Raw genomic sequence first — 17,402 nt, forward strand, 5'->3', positions numbered from 1 at the left:
TTATGAATCATCATTACAGTATATTAATTCAGTGGTCAGATGAAGATCAAAAATATGTAGTCAGTTTTCCAGAGTTCGGTCCTTATGCCCATACTCATGGAGAAACTTATGCAGAAGCTCTAAAAAATGGAGAAGAAGTATTAGAACTTTTGATTGAAGAATATCAGTTACAAGGAAGACAACTTCCACGTCCTTTAATGGTAGGTTCTTCTATGATAATTGGTCATTAATTTTCAACTTTTCATTCTTTAGTTATCCACCATTTTCCACCATCCAAACCAACATCCCCAAAATTTCATCTACAGGAGGTAAAGGATAATCAGACAAATCAATAGTCACAGTATCACCCTCTAACTTTAAAAATCGCCATTGTGTACCGCTACTAATTGCACCATAAATAACACTAAGGGGATTATTTTTAGCAATATTAAATCTCTGTGCGGCTACCATCTCTGCAATACACTGTCCAAACCCAGTTCTTAAATCTGCTTTTTTGGCTTCTACAATCACAATTACAGGTGCTTCAATTTCCAACACTTCAGGAGAACTACTTAATAGAAAATCACATATTCCATTCAGTCCTACAGACTCATCAACTGTAAAATCTTCTCCCGAAAATAAACTAATTTGCCGATTTAAAATTCTTCTCACTTCTAACAAAACTGGATAAATAATCCCTTCAGAACGCGCTTTTTCACTAGCAGAAGCAGCAAGGGGTAAACTTTCTGCTAAATATGCTGTTAACGTCGTAGATGGTTCAATTTTGGCAACTTCAGGAATAAACCGCCCACCTTCCTGAGTTTTTAAACCAAAAGCTTCTTTTACCTTACCTATAGATGTAAATTGACTATAAGACATAAATCTATAAAACTTGATTCTTTAAAATTGCTATTTTATATAATTATACAATAATTTTTTTAAAAAATTAATAATCCTCCTAAGATATAAAATATAGTATAAAATACTATGAAAACAAAATTACAATTACCACATTTATTGATCTATTATGACTGAAAATCGCTCCACAGTTCAAAACCTAGCTCAACAATACATCGAAGCAGGTAAACCAACAGCATGGTTTGAAGTGCTTTACTCCCAAGCAAATAACGATGAAAAACTGATTCCTTGGGCAGATATGAAACCTAATCATAACCTAGTACAATGGCTAGATGATCATAAAATTCACGGTCAAGAAAAAAGAGCATTAGTAATTGGTTGTGGTTTAGGAGATGACGCAGAAGAATTATCAAAACGTGGTTTTAATGTCACAGCTTTTGATATTTCCCCCTCAGCCATAAAATGGTGTAAACAGAGATTTCCTAATTCTTCAGTTAATTATCTAGTTGCTGATTTATTAAATCCTCCTAGTGAATGGAATCAAAATTTTGATTTTATTTTAGAATCCTATACTTTGCAATCATTACCCACAGCAGTAAGTAACCAAGCTATTGATATAATAGCGAATTTTCTATCTGTTCAAGGAACATTATTAATTATTTGCAGACGTAGAAATCCAGAAGATCAACTAGATAAAGTTCCTTATCCATTAACTAAAAATGACCTGATGAGATTTGTAGATGCAGGATTATCATTAGTCAATTTTGAAGATTATTTAGATCAAGAAATATCATCTTCATTGAGAAGATTCAGAGTAACTTTTAAAAATCTTAAAAAATAAACAAACCTTAGTCGCCATATAGCAATCCTCAATAAAATATGAACACCTATTTTTTCCACCTCTGCGTCTGGATCGGTTCGTTTTAAAAAATCCGTTCATAAATCAAATAGGAGTCCTATATATCTATCAATGTTTATCAGCTTCTAACTTTACAGCTTGATCATTTTTGGATTTAAAAGCATTCTTATTATTCACTAAAACTCTCTAGAGAATAGCTGATTACTGATTACTGATAGCTGAATACTTACTTACATTTTTTCAGCAAAACCCTAAATAGGGGCAGAAGTTTAAAAACCTCTACCCCATTTTTAAGTAACTCTATTTGCTACCTATTCAGGGCTTTTTCCTTGAGCAGTATAACTTCCATATTGTTGAATTAGTTTTGCAACTACTCCAGTCCAACCTGTTTGATGACTAGCGCCAATACCCGCACCATTATCTCCATGAAAATATTCATAGAAAAGAATGTATTGATTCCAATTTGGGTCTTCTTGAAACTTTCCAGATCCTCCATACACAGGTCGCGCACTGCTACCTTCCGATTTTGGTAAGAAGATATTGATCAATCTTTGAGAAATTGCTGTAGACACTTCCCAAAGATTCATCATTTTTCCTGAACCAGTGGGATATTCTACTTTAAAATCATCTCCTAAATAACGGTGGAATTTTTGGAGTGATTCAATAATTAAAAAATTCACAGGCATCCAAATCGGACCACGCCAATTAGAATTACCACCAAATAAACCAAATCTTGATTCTCCAGGTTCATATTCTACTAAAGGTCTTTGGTAACTACCATCTTCCATTCTGATAGCAAAAGGCAAGACATAAGGATTAGGTGGTTGATGAGATTTAGATAAAGCCCGAATGCCATAATCTCCTAAAAATTCAGCTTCATCGAGCATTCGCTTGAGAATTAATTTCAGCCTTTCAGGACTGACTAAAGATAAGGCTAAACCACCTTCCATTAAATTACTAGATGTCTTATCTATGTAAATATTGTCAGTTAAATCTGGACGATTTTTGAGAAACCAGTCAGCCCTTTTTCTAAAGTCAGAAGACAAATATTTATCTAGGGTTTCCTGATCAATCATTTCCACTGCAAATAGAGGAATAAGCCCTACCATAGAACGGACTTTCATCGAGAAAGAAAAAGGATTATTTCCTCCCTCGATTGCATTAGCAGGAACTTTGAGAATGTCATAGAAAAAGCCACCGCCTTCTTGATATTCACTATCATCCCAAATATTGACTTCTGCTCCTCCTAGTTTGTTCAGAGCTTCAGCAATCAATAAAAAGTGCTGGAAGTATTTAGAAGCCATATCATCATAAACTTTGGAATTTCTATGAATTTTGGCTAACTCCGTCGCCATTTTCAACAAGTTAAGACAGAACATTCCCATCCAACTTGTACCATCGGCTTGTTCAATACTAGCTCCAGAAATTTTCAAATTACTGCGATCAAAAACCCCAATATTATCTAGCCCCAGGAAACCGCCGCCAAACAAATTATTTCCATCTACATCCTTGCGGTTAATCCACCAAGTAAAGTAGAGAGATAATTTCTGAAATAGTTGTTCGAGAAATTCTTGATCTGCATTGCCATACATTTTCTCTTCGATTTTATAAACCCGCCAAGCTGCCCAAGCATGAACTGGAGGATTTACGTCGCTAAAGTTCCACTCATAAGCTGGTATTTGGCCATTGGGGTGCATAAACCATTCTCTGGTGAAGAGATATAATTGCTTTTTAGCAAAATCTGGATCAATTAAGGCGAGAGGAATAGTATGAAATGCTAAATCCCAAGCAGCAAACCAAGGATATTCCCATTTATCGGGCATGGAAATGATATCTTCATTAAATAAATGAGTCCATTCACTATTTCGCCCTGAATTTTTGCGTTGTGGTGGTGGTGGTGCGCCGGGATCACCATTGATCCAATCCTGTACAACATAGTGGAAAAATTGCTTACTCCATAACATCCCTGCAAAGGCTTGTCTTTGGACATTACGCATTTCCGGTGATAATTCTTGATAGGGAGTAACTGCTTGATAGAATTGATCAGCTTCATTTTTGCGTTGTGCAAATACTGATGCAAATTCACTACCAAAAGGTGTGGTTAAATCATCAATATCACTCAGGCGCAATCGTACTACTTGAGTTTCCCCAGGAGCAAGATTTAATTGATAGTAAGGTGAAACTTTTGTTCCTTGTTGATGATTTACCGCAGCAGTTTGACCATTAACAATATAATCGTTAATGCCATCTTTGACGCAAGAGCTATTTTCTCCCCATCCAAACCTTTTTTTATTGGTTTCATTTTCTGTGTATAGCATGGCCTTGGGGGTTTCACAATACAGCCATTTCTTAACTTCTGGTTGGGATGATTTCAGGTCAGTAAATTCAGCTTTAACTACCTGAAAATTCCCAGTAGAATTAACACCTTTGAGAGAAGGTTTAGGTTCTTCTGTTTTTCCCCAAGACCAAGTATTACGAAACCAAAGGGTCGGTGCTAGATGTAAGTCTTTAGCTTCAGGACCTCTATTAACAACCGTAATTTGAATTAAGATATCTTCGGGAGTATTTTTGGCATATTCGACAAACACATCAAAATAACGGTCATCATCGAATATTCCTGTATCCATTAATTCAAATTCAAAGGCGCGAGAATCTTCTCTTTTGCGGCGGCCATTTTCTTTGATTAATTGTTCATAGGGAAAGGCATTATGAGGATATTTGTATAGTCCCTTCATGTAAGAGTGAGTGGGGGTACTATCCAAATAAAAATAATACTCTTTGACATCTTCCCCGTGATTTCCTTCACTATTGGTTAATCCAAATAACCTTTCTTTGAGGATAGGATCTTTACCATTCCACAGGGCGATCGCAAAACAAAGACGTTGATGATTATCAGAAATTCCCATAATCCCATCCTCTCCCCAACGATAGGCACGGGAACGAGCTTGATCATGGGAAAAGTAGTCCCAAGCGTTGCCATCAGGACTATAATCTTCCCGTACAGTTCCCCATTGGCGATCGCTTAAATAAGGACCCCACTTTTTCCAATGTTGCTCCCGGTTGCTATCTTCAACTAATCTTTTTCTTTCGGCAGTATCTTGAATGTTAATCATGGTTTTTTCAGATTTAATAAATGAAATGTTGGTAAAAAAAAGTCTGAATTAGCTAGATAAATATCTCAGCTATCTCTCAGCTATCTCTCAGCTATCTTTCAGCTAAACTGGTGAGAAAACTAATACTAGGAGCGAAAAAATACTCTCCTCCTTTCATTTTCACCCATAACTCAAAATGATACTCCTTAGTTTCACACTCACCCCATTTTGTTGGCCATTTGGATACAACATTTTTCGGATCACCTTTTGGTTTTCCTGGTTGACCAATTACTGGATCAAGTCCTACACCAACATCAACAAAACGGTCAGGATTTGCCCATCTCGACTGCATAAAATTGAATTGATTTTCAATATCTGCCTGGAAACAAAGAAATAATAATCCTGATCCTTCTGTCGGTTTGGCAGTGGGATCATGTTCTCCATAACTGACTGCACGACGGGCAATGCGATGATCTCTTTCTATGCGTAAAGCTTCATCAAAATCAGGAGCAGATTCAACCCGTCCTGTATCACCACGGGGGTTTGTTTTACGAATATGGGCTTGAAATGGACATTTTGTAGCTGCCGTATCCTCATCATAATTAAAGTTATTAGTTGGAGTTACAGCATAGGTGGGAATATCTGATTTAGTAACAGGAGTACCATCAGCAAAACGACCCATCACTAAAGCCCCTGCTAAATCATTTTTGATGTTTAAAGTTTCCGCAAGTTTCTGTTGATCCTCATGAAATGCTTTCACATTTTGTTCAAGTTTTCGGTAAACTAAATAGCTACCATAACTATCCTCAGTTTTCCCATTATAATCTTTCACGAGAATAATATCTAAAGAAGCTCTTGGGTCCCATTGACTGAAATTACCATCATTGGTTCGCGCTCTGACAATATCTCGTTTGATAAATAATGGCTGACTTACCCCATCAACAAAACCAAAATGTTCAATCACCTGTCCGGCTTTATTTCTGAGAATAAAACCATCTTCTCGGTGTAGAATTACTGCAACTTGGCGTAGACTCTGACAAATTTGATTGACAGTTTGCAACAAATTAATCAAGTTATCATCAGCAATTAATAGTAAAGCATGAATATCTTTTTGAAATCCTGCTTCCCAGTCTTTCACCTCCGGATCTTTTAAAAAATCTTGTCTGATTTGCTCATTTTTCATCCCCATAGTAAAAGGCTGATCTTTCGGCACTTGAAAAGGTTTAAATCCTAAAGCCTCATAACCATAACGAGTTAGTAAAAAGTTAGCAAAAACCTTTCCCGGAATGCCTTCTTGTCGGTAGCGTAAAGCCTCATCTGCTTGTTGTTTAGCTGATGTTACATAACATTTAGCAAAAGTTTGTATCCAGTTTTTAGCTTCGGTAACTTTGTCCGCTTTCCATTCTAAAAACAGATGTACGCTGTAATCTCGTCCATGTCCTTTTAAAATGTTTCCTTGCAAGTCTTCTAAGAGTCCTTGATACTTGCCAGGATTTTCTGGATCAATGCCGGTTTCGGGAACATTTTTTAAGTCTTCTTCTGTTAATGCCACAAATTTCCACCTTTTTGATGACTTTTTTTATGCAGCTTGAAGTCTGACAATTTTGGCTTTGGCAGGTTTACCGACATCATTGAGATAAAACATCATGTAGTATCCAGGAGGATAAAGATTGGCGTTGTCAGGTGCGGTAAATTCCACCAATGAAGTATCATCAGATACTTTAGTGGCTAACTCTACTAACCGTTGTCCATAATCAAAGGAATGGGTAACAGCCCCCAACTTCACAAGTACCAATGATGGGTTTTGAGTACCATTTTTGACCTTAATTGTTCCTGTTTTTCCATATTCCAGAACTTCAGGAGCTTGATTGATTTGAGGGCGCTTACCTGATCTAAAGAGATAGGGAGGACTGAAAATTTCTCCTTGCCAAATTTCCGCCGGCACAAAGGGCTGAGAATCTCCTGCGGCGTAATAATGTTGCGGATCTTTGTAAAAGGTGTCAACATCAAATTCTTCAGGTTGACCTGATTCATTGTGTAGCTTGGCAAAGGTAAAAAATGTTTGCGGATCACCGAGAACATCCACACGAACTGTACCGTCTTTTGTGACTGCGGCTCGGTTAGCATTTCCCCCCACAACTAATACACGGGCATCCGGTAATAAAACAGCACCATTATGGTAAAGTCTGGGAAATTTACCAGGGTTTAAGGACTTGGTTCTATACCCGGCGGTGGCCTTTTCATCTGGAGTCATCAGTAAAGGTTCGTAAACTGGCAGATATTCGGGATATTGACCACCATTAATCACTAAAATTTCTTTAGTCGGTAAAATGACAGCTTGGAGGTTAGCTCTGGGTTTATCCAAGAAATTATCAAATATTTCCCATTTACCAATCTTGTTACCAACTTTTTCCGGTGCAATCCAATGTTGTAAACTGCTGGATACCCTGACCTCTTTGGGAAATCCTGCTGTACTACCACCCCGTCCAAAATTAATACTGTTTGTCCCAATAATGCCACCCAATAAAATGACATCTTCCGAATTAGGGACTTGTAAACCGGTGCCGTAGGCTTTATTAGTTTCTAAGCGATCTGGACCAACCTCAAAACTAATGGAGAGATTGCCATTATCCCCTTCTTTAACACTCATTAAATAGCTTTTTTTACTGAAATGGGGAACAGTAACCCCAGCAATACCGGCTTCATCTCCAGTAATCAGTAATCTACCATCTTTTAAGGGAAAAACACGGGGATAAAGATCAATACTATCGTAAACATTTTCACCTTCTACTTTAGTGTTGAAGGGACTGTTTTCAATTAGTCTGGGGTCGAAATATTGGAGTTTCTCGGTTTTGGGATCATAAATTTCAATGCTGGGGTTAATTTGGTTAGGTTTATCCCATTTTAAACCCGAAAAAATGACCACTTTGCCACTAGCCAGAGGAATTAAACTGGGATACCAACGTCCATCTTTTGTTTCTCCAATAGCCTTCCATTCTCCTGTTTGCCATTTATACAGATTAATCTGTTTAGTACCAGTAAAAGCTCCTCCGGGATAATAACGTCCTGTTCCCCCAATAAATAGAACATTACCATCGGCTAACTGTACATGACCCAGACAAAAGAGATCATTAGTTGTGCCATTTTGTAAAGCTGGAGGTGAAGGAATACGTTCAAATTTTCCCGTTTTTGGATCAAGTAAACCTGTATTGTTGATGGCATTGTAATTTTTTGGATCTACCCCTTCCTTAAACTGATATTTTCCATTTTCTTCAATGAGGGTACTCCGAAAACTACTACCATTGATCATTAAAACTTTGCCATTTGGTAGCACAATGGTATGGACAGACTGCATCCGATCCTGTGTAGGTGGCATGGGTATGGTTGTCCATGATCCCATGATTTCTTTAGATCCTATTTTGGGACTAGCGATCGCTAAATCCCAGCCTAAAAATGTTAGACATAAGGACAAGAAAAACACCAGAAACACCGTGAAAATATTGATGCTGTTGGGGAATACCTTAACTATCTTCATGATCAAATTTCTCAGTCATAATTTCTCGTTTAAATAGTCATATCCCTCAGAAAATTAGCCTACTTGAGAGCTTTTTGAATCTCCTTTTTAGTAACTTGAATAGCCTTATCTGCAATATCGTAAGCACTGGGATAACAATTAGGTTGATCTTCCCCTGGTATCCAAAACTTGCGTCGAGACAGGCGCAAAGAACTGGCAAAAGCAGGGATAGCATTGAAAACTTCCACAGCAATTGGTCCAGTGTACACTGGTAAAACAGGTTTAAGAAAAGTTTGCCAGGGTAGCCAACAGGTATGGAGAGCGCCGCGATCAGGAGGTGAAACTTGAATGTAATGTAAACGTTTTTGTTGAGCTAAATAGTTAACTTGTTCTGCAAATTTTTCTGGACCATCTCCATCTAAGATTTCATGGGCGCTATCAATTACTACCCCCACTTGTTTACTTTCCACACCTTTGAGAAAGTCAATTAATTGAGATAATTTATTCGGTCCTGGTGTTTCCCAATGGGTAATAGGTTCAATGGCCAATTTCACATTTTTTCTTTCAGCATATTTACCCAATTCATTGAGAATAGGTTGGGCATTTTGATAACGTATAGCTAAATGATCCTGTAGTTGATCGCTCCAAATACCATCATTACAGTCTGTTGTAGGAAAAACACCATAGGGAATGACAATGGGACCCATCATAATTTCACCCCCTAAAGCTGCCGTAACATCAACTCTAGATTTCAGATATTCTAGGGCTGCTTCTCTTTGTTTTGCAGAGGAAGAACTAGGATCAAACGTTTGAGTTGCTCCTACATTGGTGGATATTTTAATATCTGCTAAACCTTCGCTATCCAGATATTGACGTAAATTTCGATAATTTTCTACATCTTGAGCATAATTTTCAGGATTGCTCGTACCAATGGGAAATTCAAATCCAGTATAACCAAATTTTTTCAGTTCTTTGATATGCCCTACTACAGTTTTCCGATATTCTAAATTATCGGGTTTTAAATCTGTAGTAAACATGAAAAAACTCAGGTAAATATCAGGAGAATATGCTGGTTTGTTCATTTGATGATGTTCCAATAATTCTGTGATGAGAAGTTTTTCTTAGCCTGACAATAGCCGCGAAAATTATGAGGGTTTTTTGTTCCAAATTTGACGATCAATTTTCCAAATTCCGGACTCTTTTTTCATTAACCACAAAGCCCGAAATATGACTTTATTTTCAGCACTACCATTATGAGGATGAATAGTTGCATGAGATATACCAATTACATAACCAAAATCACCCATGACTTCAATTTCCTCAGCAGTGAAAATTGGATGAATATCTTTTTTATCAATGCTTTGGGCAAATCCTTCTACAATATCTGCTATACCACAGCGATCATCTACATCCGGTGCCATCCAAAGGGCATCTTCTGTATACATATCAGCATAACCATCAAGATTTCTAGTTCTCACATTTTCGGCATAGGTTTCTTCAAATACTCGTCTGATTTCTTCTTTATCTTGAGAATACATATCTAAAATCCTCAGAATTTGGATTGATTTGTGTCTTAATTTGTGTCTTAATTTGTGTCTTAATTTTTAGGTTGAATTAAACAACAGTGCTTTTTATAAACATCAGTTGCTATTGACAAATAATCAGGTTGATTCCTTTACTAAATCCCCCTTTTTCAGAGAGCTTGCGGGGGATAAAAAAGGTTGATAATTACAACTACCAACCGGAGTTAGTAAATCAAAAATTACAACCCAGTCACTTTACGCAAATAACCCCTGGCCAAAAGCGCGTATTCTAAAGGTTCACGCAAGGGCTTAATATTGGTATTGCTGGGATCTTGTTCTGCTTCCACCATTAACCAACCTTCATACTTAACAGCAGCTAATTTATTTAAAATGCTGTCAAAGTCAATGACTCCATTTTTATCTCCAGGAACTGTAAAGACTCCAGAACGAATTGCACTTAAAAAGCTCAGTTGTTTTTGTTTGGCTTGATCTAAGATATTTTGACGAATGTTTTTCAAGTGAACGTGCTTAATCCGACTACCATAGGTATTAATCAGATCCAAAATTTCACTTTGGCTCACACCTGAATAGTAAAGATGGCCAGTATCTAGGAGTAAATTGACATGATGATCCTTTGTTCCTGCCATGAGACGATCAATATCTGCGCGGACTTCTACTCCAGTGCCAACGTGGGGATGGTAACACAAGATCATCCCATTAGCAAAGGCTTGATCTCCCAAAGAATTTAACCCATCAATCAACTGTTGCCATTGTTCATCAGTAAACTGAGGACGATTATTTAAAGGTTCAATTGGTTGTTGATGGACTGCTCCTCCAAGTTCAGCCACCACAATCACTTTACTATCAAAATTTTGCATGAACGCCATCTGATCTTCAAAGATTTTTTGGCTATCTTCTTTCGCGCCGATAGTAAAATAAGTTCCCACCCAAGGTTCAGAAATTGTTAAACCCCGCACCTTGAGGTCTTTTTTTAATGTAGCGATGTCTTTGGGAAATTTAGGAGCGCCTTGAAGTCCTTGAAATCCTGCTAGGGCAATTTCACTGATAATCTGTTTATAAGAAATGGCAGGATTGAGATCCATAGTCAGATCATCACTGTTACTCCAACCTGTAGGGGTAATACCTAAACGAACTTTTTCAGGTTTGAAAATGGGGTTTTTGGCAACAGAAGCAGTTGCACCGTTGGGAGAGCTAGTTTTTACTTGGGCATAAGCAGGAACTATGTTAGTGATTCCTATGAGAATCACAACCAACAAAGAAATTAATAAACGACTAATTTGTTGCCCCAGGAATTTAATCCTATGAAAAAAATTGGATCTTTCTGTCATGAGAATTACTCGATGTTTTATTTTCAACAAGTTGATTTATTTAGGAGTTACCCATTTGTGTTTAATTTGACCCCGCCGACTTACTTAGCAACCCTATTGGTTCAAACCCTAAATAGGATTGCTATACCAGAGAGAATTTATTAAATATCAGCCTATTGAACTGCCCCAAACTGAGCTACACTTCCGTTATATACGGTATCATTAGGCATTCTGGCACGAAATAAATCAGCATCAGTGAAGTTAGTATTTGTTAAAGTAGCTCCTGATAATCTGACATTTCTCATCACAGCATCAGAGAAATCAGCATTCGATAAATTAGAGCTAGATAAATATGCGTTGTTGAAATTTGCTTCTTTGGCGATCGCATTAGAAAAATTTGCTTCATTAATGCATATTCTACATTTGCCCCTGTGAAAGTTGCACCAGAAAAGATTGCGCCGTTCATCTCTGCATTAGTCAATAGGGCTTTAGTCAAATTGGCTTTAGTCAAGTTAGCTGCATTTAACCTAATCCCTAAAAGACTCGCACCCGATAAATTAGCTCCTGTGAGATTTGCTTCATCTAGCTTGGCTTCATTTAGCAAAGTATTCGACAAATTAGCCCCTGTGAGATTGGCTTTAAGGAGAGCGCTACCATATAAATCTTTGTTGGATAAATCCACTCCTGATAGATCACAGCCATTACATTCGTTTGTCTCCAGTAAATGTTTCAGAGCAACACTGGGACTACTAGCAACAAAGGCATTAGCTGGTAAACTAAACAGCGTCAAACTCAGAAAAACTGTCAGGACAAAAGCAGAAAGTCCACGAAACCAAACTTTAATATTCATGTTGTATCTCCATAAAATTCTTTTCCAGCAAACCCTAATTAACTCAAACTCACTGAAGGAGGTTCACTCCATGTACCATAACCAGGTGCTTTCGCTCCAGGAGGATTAACCCCAACTGCTTTCCATACCAGTCCTTCAGCATAAGATTGGGGACTGGGAATAAAAGGGCTATTTTGTTGGTTAATCCCATACCAGGACTCTAAAGATTTGGGGAGTTTATCCCAGGTTGCCGTATACCACAACTTGATGATGTTGCGAGCAACTGGTCCGAGTGTGGCAGAACTGAGAATTTCCTCGCGTAATCCCTCAGACAAAATTGTCGGATTATGTTTCTTTTTGGCACTCTTATCCAACTGATGAAAGGTTTCTAGCAATTCCTTGAATATCTGCTCACCAATCGTATTCAGAACAGTGTCAAAGTACAGATCAGCCTGTCCAGTACCTTCTAGATCAAACCGAGAAAATCCTGTTAATTCTGCCGATAAACCCAGGAAATACCCTACAAATTCAGGTGTTTTCATGCTCACTTGTTATTTACCTTTTTACTCAAACTGAATTACTCAAACTGAATTACTCAAACTTATAAACCGGACCTGCATTCACACCATTTAGTCCAGGAATGGGGTTACGAATGAGACTATTAGCTAATTCTTTGAGTCGGAACATACTACCCACAGCCGGAAGTAGCTGTTCAGGATGACCATTGAAAGAATATTCAATCTCTGCTAAAAATCTGCTGTAAGCCTGTTGAAACTCTAAGGCGTGAGCATATAATTCTGAATCTGCGTCACAATAATTTCTGAGTTTACTCAGAGTCAAATTCTCCATCACAGGATAAACCGCGTCCCAATCTACAGTAAAGGTTTCACCAGTGGGATGATTTGGCTGATCTGATTTGGTGGGATCTTCTTTATCTATCACATAGTAGCGACCGTTGAGTAGTTGCTGAAAACGATAGTAATGAGAAAGTTCTTTCTCTGAATCATAGATTGTTTTAGTTCCAGACCCTTCACCTTGGGTTTGAATAATATACAATGCCTTGATCGCAGAATCCAGATCCGTCACTTTGACGATATCTCCCGCACCATCATAGTAATATTCAGGGGTAATTTGCTTTTTGGGATCGCCAATGAAGAGATTCTTTCCTTCACTCTTATACTGCTTATCCAGTGCCTTTAATCCCCGAATTACTTCTGTATAGAATAATCCAATTGTTTCGTAACTCAGATTATCTTTCTTACCAGCAAGTTTTAAAAAGTTGTGTCTTCTTGTTTGTCTGGTGCGAGACTCTACTAAAGCTTTATTGTCATCTACATGATGAGAACGTTCAATCTTGCAAAATGTCTCTACTGTTTCTCTGGAAAACTTACTGATACTAACTTCAAAGTCTTCTTCTCTGGTGGGTAAGTAAGTTGGGTATGTGGGAATAAAATCAGGATTGGTTAAAACTCCTTGAATATCTCCTCCCACTGCATTAAAGACATTGGCTACTAGAGTCAGATGTAGCATTTCCTCCACAGCCACAGTACGAATAAACTGAAAGGCCTCCAGGTTTGATCCTGGTTTGAGGGAGTAAAGGGCAGTCAGATAAGGGGGAAGAGTTGCGTGTTCTATCATCAAGCCCTGAATGAGATAGTAATGCAGGTCTTCAACCGTTGTAATCAACTCTAAAGTGTCAATCATGAAATACCTCTGCGGACAATATTTTCAAAAGTTGTATAGTTTTCCAGAGTTGTCTAATTCAGTGCGCCTTGTTATTTTCCACCCTAGACATAGGCTGGTTTAGTTGCAGAAGCTAAGTCTTTTAGCATTTCCTCAGTAGCCATGAAAGTGAGAGCAGCGATACTCAATGTAGTATTGGAAGTACCAATGGAGGGCATACTTCCTGATCCAACTAGGTAAAGATTTTGGTGATCCCAGGAACGCATATATTTATCAACAACAGAGTTATGTTTATTCGTTCCCATGACATGAGTGCCGGAAAAGTGATTTCCGCCTCTAAACCAATAGCCTTCACCCTCATACTCAAAATAAGCTGGATCGCTTTTATCGTAGTGGGTATGATCTTCCGCACCTAAACGATTGAAAATAATTTTGGAGAGGTTGCGGGCGTAAGCAAAGGTTTTCTTGCAATAATCAGGAACATCAAAGTGAATGATGGGACGATAATTACCCAGTTGATCTTTATATCGGGGATCAATGGTAATGCGGTTATTATAATCGGCGGGTAATTCGCACATGAAGGCTAATAGTAATTGCCGTGATATCTTGCTGATTAGTTCTTTACGTAGTTCAGCACCATACATATTGCCTTTTTCTACAGCCTCTCTCACTATGTCAGCAGCACCCGTTCCTGACCATCCCCAACCATCATTATGGATATCCATTGCAAATGTGCATTGGTTGTGACGAAACTTACCTTTACGGAAAGTTCCTATTCCTGATGTTACTAAGGGTCCGCGCATTGTTCCAGTCACTTCTGGCATCAAAGCCCAAGCTAAGAGAAAAGGATGATCCATTAGGTTGCGTCCCATCAGTCCACTGGTGCTGTGTAGATCAGAGGCTAACATCAGCTTGGCATTTTCCACTGCATGGGCGGCTAGAACAAATAAAGTACCTTTAGCCGTGCCAAGGGTATGGCTAGGAGAGTTGGGATCTTGATAGTGCTTGTAATGTATGGCGGTTACACGACCGTTTTCAGGATCAATTTCTACTTTATAGGCTACAGCTTGGGCAAGTAAATGTACTCGATCCGGAAAAGCAATGGTATTTAAGGTTTTGCGTGCATCATACTTTGCTTGTACTGGACAAATGGGTACACAATTAGCGTTACCTTGGCAGCGTTCCCCGTATTCTATAGGTTTAACTGTGGCAACTCCATCGGGGACAAAGCGATTATTTGATTTATGTCCGTACTCGTTATATTTGGGATTGGGAATACTATCCCACATTCCGCACTTCAAAAAGTAGCATAAACAAACTACATTGACGGTAAATTAAAACTTATGGTTTGAACAATTACGTATCAATGTAAAACAAAATTATGGACACACAAAGTTGAGCTTTAGAAGGTGTTTAAAAGCTATTGCAATAACAATATTTAATTCAAGGTGTGGAATCAGTTATCAAAAAGATAACCGATGAAATAGTAAAAATAGAGAGAAAACTAAGATAATAAATAATATTTTTGACAAGTAGTAGGTAGGAATTGCAAGATATGACAATGCGACTCCGTTAAATTAAGAATTCGTTGAAATCCTTGTGCCATCAAAAGATGAATACCTTGAAAGCACTGAAATATCCATCTTAATGTGGGAGATTCTGTAGGTTTATTCAGTTGGTTTTTAACTGTGGCTTTTTGTGCCTTCAATGACATTCTTAATTGTCTTTGTCCTAAATTATAAACCAAAAGACATAATGCCATTAACATCATCATTGTCTCTACTCTTTGGGGATTTTTCACAAACAGACTATCCGCGAAAAATAACGGGTCTTTGATAAATCTAAATCCTCTTTCTGTAGATTGTTGTTCTTTATATATTTTGAGGATTTCTTCTGACTCTAACTCCTGAGCATCCAAAATATTGGTGGCTAAAATAAATCTGCCACAAGAGTTTTGCTGTTGTGTAATTAACTCCTGATTTTCTCTTAATTTACATTTCACTCTATAAACTGCTGTTTTCCCTTGATTTAATGTCTCGGTAATTCGATAGTCTGATATTTGATGATATTTTAATTTAGCTGTTATTTCTTTGATTTTCAACTCGGCTAAAGATTTATCAGCAAATTCTTCCTGTTCTAATTTATCTACTTGTTTGTTAGCTTTTAATAACTCTTCTTGGATTTTTTTGTCTAGTTTATTTAAGTCTGCTTTTTTTCTCTCTACGCTTTCTACTAATAACCATCTTTGCTCTATTCCTCCATAAGATACTTTCTCTTCGATATAGCTATAACCTTTGATTTTACAGGCTTTCATTTCATTATTTATGGAGGCTTTCACTAAATTTTTTGCTTTTTTAATGGATAATGGTACTCGACTTATCCATTTCATGTTTGACATTAATTTTAAATTACTTTCGCTATATAATGCACTGTCAGCCACCATGATACTTTCAAAATCTATTTGTTTAGAATATTCTACTAAGATATGAGCAAATACTGCTTTATCTGATTCGTTTCCTGATGCCCCTCTAAAAAATAATGGTATATCCCCATCACTACTTACTATTAAATCTAATATACATTGTTTTAGGTCTGGGCGATGGTCACGAGAATATCCTTGTGTAATCATTATTGGATGTTCTCGATTTATTCCTAGTTCTTTCTCTAGATTATTTACGCAATTCTTATATTCCCCGTGTAAATGTAATGAGCTTGAGTCTAAATGGGAATATTTTGTGTCTATTCCATATTTCTTTACTACTTCTAAGGCAATGATTAAGAATAGTTTAGTTAATCCATATTTATAGAGTTTATCCATGACTCTACCTATTTTATCGTCGTTTAAATCTTCTGCTTTTATTCCTGTTCCTATTAGATGTTCTACGGCTTTGTCTTTAAAGAAATCTGGGAACAAATATAGTGGTCTTGATACAAAGCCTAGTCCATTGAGAATGATTGCTTTGACTACTTCTCCTGTGTTTACTTTCTCTCTGATATCTATTGAAAATATCTCGTTGATTTTTTCTACTATTCCTATTTCATCTATTATTCCTGCGATTATTCCTAAGTGATCTATGTTTTTACTCTCAATTTCTTCTGTTTGGTAATTCATATTATGAAGGCATTTTTAGGTACTTCAGTCTCATTCTCTCATTTTTTCCTGAATTTATTCTCAATGCCTTATGAGTTTCTCTTTAGTAGTCAAATGGGAATTAAAGTCTATATTTTTACTTTCTTGATTGCGTATTTATGTTTAACACTCTATGCTGCTTATGATACTTGTATATGTACTACATTTTGAAGTGCGGAATGTGGGATTGAATATTGGCTCAACTATCAAGATTTAGTAATATTTAGTAACATTCCACCGAAAATGTGGGTATTTTGGATGACAAGATAGGACAAACAGCGCATTTCTTTGTTTAAGGTACGAATAGCTATCAAAAAATACTTATATGTTACAAAGGTAAAAAACTATCTCAAGAAAAGAGAGCCTGATTTCGGAGGTAAATACAAGAATATGAATTTATTAAGCGTTAATTAATTGGTAGTAAAATTAACAAAAAAATTAACAGAACACATAAACAAGCTAAAAAAATAATTTATACTTATTAACGATAAGTAGTCGTGCAAAATAAATTGGATATTCTAGGAGAGGGAACAGGGAACAGTAATTATTGTCAAGAGAAAATTCCCTACTATTTCTAGAAATTGGGGATATTGGATGTCTAAATGTA

At 37.1% G+C, this 17,402-nt stretch carries 15 protein-coding genes; 2 read left to right on the top strand and 13 right to left on the bottom strand.

The genetic code is table 11. The annotated features are described in order from the left end of the window. Positions 1–2 precede the first annotated feature (2 nt). Positions 3–230 carry a type II toxin-antitoxin system HicB family antitoxin gene (locus K2F26_RS21000; protein WP_220609338.1) on the top strand — a complete coding sequence of 76 codons (228 nt, stop codon included), beginning with the start codon at positions 3–5 and terminating at the stop codon, positions 228–230. Between the two features lie 22 nt (positions 231–252). On the opposite strand, the gene K2F26_RS21005 is transcribed toward K2F26_RS21000, so the two are convergent. Further along, positions 253–858 carry a hypothetical protein gene (locus tag K2F26_RS21005; RefSeq protein WP_220609339.1) on the bottom strand — a complete coding sequence of 202 codons (606 nt, stop codon included), beginning with the start codon at positions 856–858 and terminating at the stop codon, positions 253–255. 148 nt (positions 859–1,006) lie between these two features. Here K2F26_RS21005 and K2F26_RS21010 point away from each other — a divergent pair, with 148 nt between their 5' ends. Beyond that, complete coding sequence (locus tag K2F26_RS21010; RefSeq protein WP_220609340.1) at positions 1,007–1,678, top strand: class I SAM-dependent methyltransferase; 672 nt, start codon at positions 1,007–1,009, stop codon at positions 1,676–1,678. Between the two features lie 329 nt (positions 1,679–2,007). On the opposite strand, the gene K2F26_RS21015 is transcribed toward K2F26_RS21010, so the two are convergent. The 12 genes from K2F26_RS21015 to K2F26_RS21065 all read right to left on the bottom strand — a co-directional run bounded on the left by K2F26_RS21015 (position 2,008) and on the right by K2F26_RS21065 (position 16,777). Further along, positions 2,008–4,809, bottom strand: a complete 2,802-nt coding sequence (locus K2F26_RS21015) for an MGH1-like glycoside hydrolase domain-containing protein (RefSeq protein WP_220609341.1) — start codon at positions 4,807–4,809, stop codon at positions 2,008–2,010. A gap of 91 nt (positions 4,810–4,900) precedes the next feature. Next, a complete protein-coding gene (locus tag K2F26_RS21020) occupies positions 4,901–6,340 on the bottom strand; it encodes a Dyp-type peroxidase (RefSeq protein ID WP_220609342.1) in 1,440 nt (479 codons plus the stop codon). 27 nt (positions 6,341–6,367) lie between these two features. Further along, entirely contained in the window at positions 6,368–8,323 is a 1,956-nt protein-coding gene (locus K2F26_RS21025; protein ID WP_220609343.1) for a galactose oxidase early set domain-containing protein, read from the bottom strand. A gap of 59 nt (positions 8,324–8,382) precedes the next feature. Further along, positions 8,383–9,384 carry a sugar phosphate isomerase/epimerase family protein gene (locus K2F26_RS21030; protein ID WP_220609344.1) on the bottom strand — a complete coding sequence of 334 codons (1,002 nt, stop codon included), beginning with the start codon at positions 9,382–9,384 and terminating at the stop codon, positions 8,383–8,385. A gap of 63 nt (positions 9,385–9,447) precedes the next feature. Further along, positions 9,448–9,840, bottom strand: a complete 393-nt coding sequence (locus tag K2F26_RS21035; RefSeq protein ID WP_220609345.1) for a YybH family protein — start codon at positions 9,838–9,840, stop codon at positions 9,448–9,450. 224 nt (positions 9,841–10,064) lie between these two features. After that, positions 10,065–11,174, bottom strand: coding sequence for a myo-inosose-2 dehydratase (gene iolE / locus K2F26_RS21040; protein ID WP_220609346.1), 1,110 nt, complete (start codon positions 11,172–11,174; stop codon positions 10,065–10,067). A 152-nt stretch (positions 11,175–11,326) separates the two neighbouring features. Further along, positions 11,327–11,569: a pentapeptide repeat-containing protein gene (locus tag K2F26_RS24980; RefSeq protein ID WP_367890347.1), complete on the bottom strand. Its 243-nt coding sequence runs from the start codon at positions 11,567–11,569 to the stop codon at positions 11,327–11,329. Then, positions 11,458–12,003, bottom strand: coding sequence for a pentapeptide repeat-containing protein (locus K2F26_RS21045; protein WP_246605440.1), 546 nt, complete (start codon positions 12,001–12,003; stop codon positions 11,458–11,460). Before K2F26_RS21045 ends, K2F26_RS24980 begins: the two co-directional genes overlap by 112 nt. A gap of 38 nt (positions 12,004–12,041) precedes the next feature. Further along, complete coding sequence (locus K2F26_RS21050; RefSeq protein WP_220609347.1) at positions 12,042–12,524, bottom strand: hypothetical protein; 483 nt, start codon at positions 12,522–12,524, stop codon at positions 12,042–12,044. Positions 12,525–12,573: 49 nt separating this feature from the next. Beyond that, positions 12,574–13,686 (bottom strand): ferritin-like domain-containing protein, encoded by a 1,113-nt coding sequence (locus K2F26_RS21055; protein WP_220609348.1) that lies wholly within the window; start codon positions 13,684–13,686, stop codon positions 12,574–12,576. An 83-nt stretch (positions 13,687–13,769) separates the two neighbouring features. Further along, positions 13,770–14,954: a GMC oxidoreductase gene (locus K2F26_RS21060; RefSeq protein WP_246605441.1), complete on the bottom strand. Its 1,185-nt coding sequence runs from the start codon at positions 14,952–14,954 to the stop codon at positions 13,770–13,772. 215 nt (positions 14,955–15,169) lie between these two features. Continuing rightward, a complete protein-coding gene (locus K2F26_RS21065) occupies positions 15,170–16,777 on the bottom strand; it encodes an IS1634 family transposase (protein WP_220608157.1) in 1,608 nt (535 codons plus the stop codon). Between the last annotated feature and the right edge of the window lie 625 nt (positions 16,778–17,402).

The organism is Sphaerospermopsis torques-reginae ITEP-024 (assembly GCF_019598945.1).
Taxonomy (GTDB): domain Bacteria; phylum Cyanobacteriota; class Cyanobacteriia; order Cyanobacteriales; family Nostocaceae; genus Sphaerospermopsis.

Coding starts and splice junctions, on each gene's coding strand:
- K2F26_RS21000 (WP_220609338.1), top strand. CDS start 3: ATGAATCATCATTACAGTATATTAATTCAGTGGTCAGATGAAGATCAA.
- K2F26_RS21005 (WP_220609339.1), bottom strand. CDS start 858: ATGTCTTATAGTCAATTTACATCTATAGGTAAGGTAAAAGAAGCTTTT.
- K2F26_RS21010 (WP_220609340.1), top strand. CDS start 1,007: ATGACTGAAAATCGCTCCACAGTTCAAAACCTAGCTCAACAATACATC.
- K2F26_RS21015 (WP_220609341.1), bottom strand. CDS start 4,809: ATGATTAACATTCAAGATACTGCCGAAAGAAAAAGATTAGTTGAAGAT.
- K2F26_RS21025 (WP_220609343.1), bottom strand. CDS start 8,323: ATGAAGATAGTTAAGGTATTCCCCAACAGCATCAATATTTTCACGGTG.
- K2F26_RS21030 (WP_220609344.1), bottom strand. CDS start 9,384: ATGAACAAACCAGCATATTCTCCTGATATTTACCTGAGTTTTTTCATG.
- K2F26_RS21035 (WP_220609345.1), bottom strand. CDS start 9,840: ATGTATTCTCAAGATAAAGAAGAAATCAGACGAGTATTTGAAGAAACC.
- iolE (WP_220609346.1), bottom strand. CDS start 11,174: ATGACAGAAAGATCCAATTTTTTTCATAGGATTAAATTCCTGGGGCAA.
- K2F26_RS21045 (WP_246605440.1), bottom strand. CDS start 12,003: ATGAATATTAAAGTTTGGTTTCGTGGACTTTCTGCTTTTGTCCTGACA.
- K2F26_RS21050 (WP_220609347.1), bottom strand. CDS start 12,524: ATGAAAACACCTGAATTTGTAGGGTATTTCCTGGGTTTATCGGCAGAA.
- K2F26_RS21055 (WP_220609348.1), bottom strand. CDS start 13,686: ATGATTGACACTTTAGAGTTGATTACAACGGTTGAAGACCTGCATTAC.
- K2F26_RS21060 (WP_246605441.1), bottom strand. CDS start 14,954: ATGTGGGATAGTATTCCCAATCCCAAATATAACGAGTACGGACATAAA.
- K2F26_RS21065 (WP_220608157.1), bottom strand. CDS start 16,777: ATGAATTACCAAACAGAAGAAATTGAGAGTAAAAACATAGATCACTTA.